This is a genomic window from Streptomyces sp. NPDC060049 (assembly GCF_042736715.1).
In the GTDB taxonomy this organism is placed as follows: domain Bacteria; phylum Actinomycetota; class Actinomycetes; order Streptomycetales; family Streptomycetaceae; genus Streptomyces.
On sequence record NZ_JBHWVV010000041.1, the window covers coordinates 1 to 1784 of the forward strand.

The 1784-nt window shown below is 70.1% G+C and carries 1 protein-coding gene; it reads right to left on the minus strand.

Annotated features, from left to right (window positions below; genetic code table 11):
- Positions 1-1784: condensation domain-containing protein (locus ACFWBY_RS36610; RefSeq protein WP_385409760.1), on the minus strand; the 1784-nt coding region annotated here is incomplete at both ends.

Below are 1784 nucleotides of genomic sequence, written 5' to 3' on the forward strand. Positions count from 1 at the left end.
AGGCGCTCGCGAGGGTTGCGGGTGTCGAGCGGAAGGTACACGCCCTCGGCCTTCAAAATCCCGAGCAGGGCAACGACGGAATCCGCTCCCGTGGTACCGCACACACCGACCACCACCTCGGGCCCCACTCCACGGGAGGCCAGGAAGCCGGCCAACTGGTTCGCACGGGCCTCGAGTTCTCCGTACGTCGTCTCACGGCCCGCCTCCACCAAGGCCACAGCCTCCGGAGCCCGGTCCACCCACGCCTCGAACTCGCCGAGGACGTCCTCGAAGGCGTCCACGGTCGGTCTGCCGGCGTCGACCAGGAGGCTCATGGCGGGCGCCGCGGGCACAGCCACCGGCGTGTCCGTGCGGTGGGCGAAGCAGGCCAGCAGGGCCAGATAGTGCTCGACGAACCGCTCGCCACTCACCGCGTCGAACAGGTCCGCGTCGTAGCCGAGGGAGCCCGTCAGCCCGTCCGGCCCCTCCTCGAGCAGCATCTCCAGGTCGAACCGGGTCGAGTGCAACGCGACCGGCACCCGCTCGACCCGCAGGTCGGCCGGTGAGTCGACCGCCAGGGACTGGTCGAAGTCGAACCAGGTCTGGAACAGCGGGTTGACGCCCGCGTGCCGCTCGTCCGTCAGGGCGTCCACCATGCGCTCGAAGGGGACGTCCTGGTGGCGCAGGGCGTCCAGGCCCGCCTCCTTGGTGAGCCGCAGCAGCTCGCTCACCGTCGGGTGGCCCTCCCAGGCCAGCCTGACCGGAAGCGAGTTGATGAACAGCCCGACCAGCTCCTCCAGTTCGGGATGGGTGCGGCCGGCCGCGGGGACGCCCACGACGACGTCCGAGCGGCGCACGTACACCGACAGCAGGAATCCGTACGCGGCGAGCAGCACCATGAAGAGCGTCGCGTCGTGCGACCGCGCCAGCGCCCGCAGCTCGGCCTCGACCTCTGCGGGGACGCGGAAGGCCACCCGGCCGCCCGCGCCGGAGGGGGCAGCCGGCCGCGGCCGGTCGGTGGGCAGGTCGATCACGTCCGGCGCGTCCTTCAACACCGTTTGCCAGTAGGCGAGTTGCTTCTGCGCCTCGTCCGTGGACAACCAGGCGTGCTGATGGGCCGCGTAGTCGGAGTACTGGAACGGGAGCGCGGGCAGCGGGCTCGGCCGATCCGCGAGCCGGGCGTCGTAGAGCGCCGACAGCTCTCTCCACAGCACGGTGAGCGACCAGGCGTCAATGACCGAGTGGTGAAAACTCACCAGCAGACAATGGCTGTCGGCCGCAACGCGGAACAGCCGTGGGCGCAGCAGCGGCCCGGCGGCCAGGTCGAAGGGCCGGGCGGCATCCTCCTGTGCCAGCTCGTGGACCCTGATCATCGCCTCAGGGCGCGGGTGCGCGGACAGATCCGTCAGCGGCAGCCCTACGGCGGCAGGGGGGTCGATCACCTGGAGCGGACCGCTCTGCTCGGTGATGATCCGGGAGCGCAGCACCGCGTGCCGCCGCACCACGTCGGTCAGTGCCCACTGCAGCGCGGGCACGTCCAAGTGGCCGTCGATCCGCCACAGTGCCTGGGTGTTGTAGAGCGTGGAGTCCGGAACCATCTGGTCCAGGAACCACATGCGCTGTTGCCCGAAGGCCAGCAGACCGGGATCGGCGGCGGCTCCCCCTGACAGGAGACCGGGGGGCGCTTCGGTCCGCGAGTCACCGGCCCATTGGGCGAGTTGGTGGATGGTCGGGTTTTCGAAGATGGTGCGTACGGGGCAGTTGATTTTGAAGGTTTGGGTTATGCGGGTGGCGACTTGTGTGGC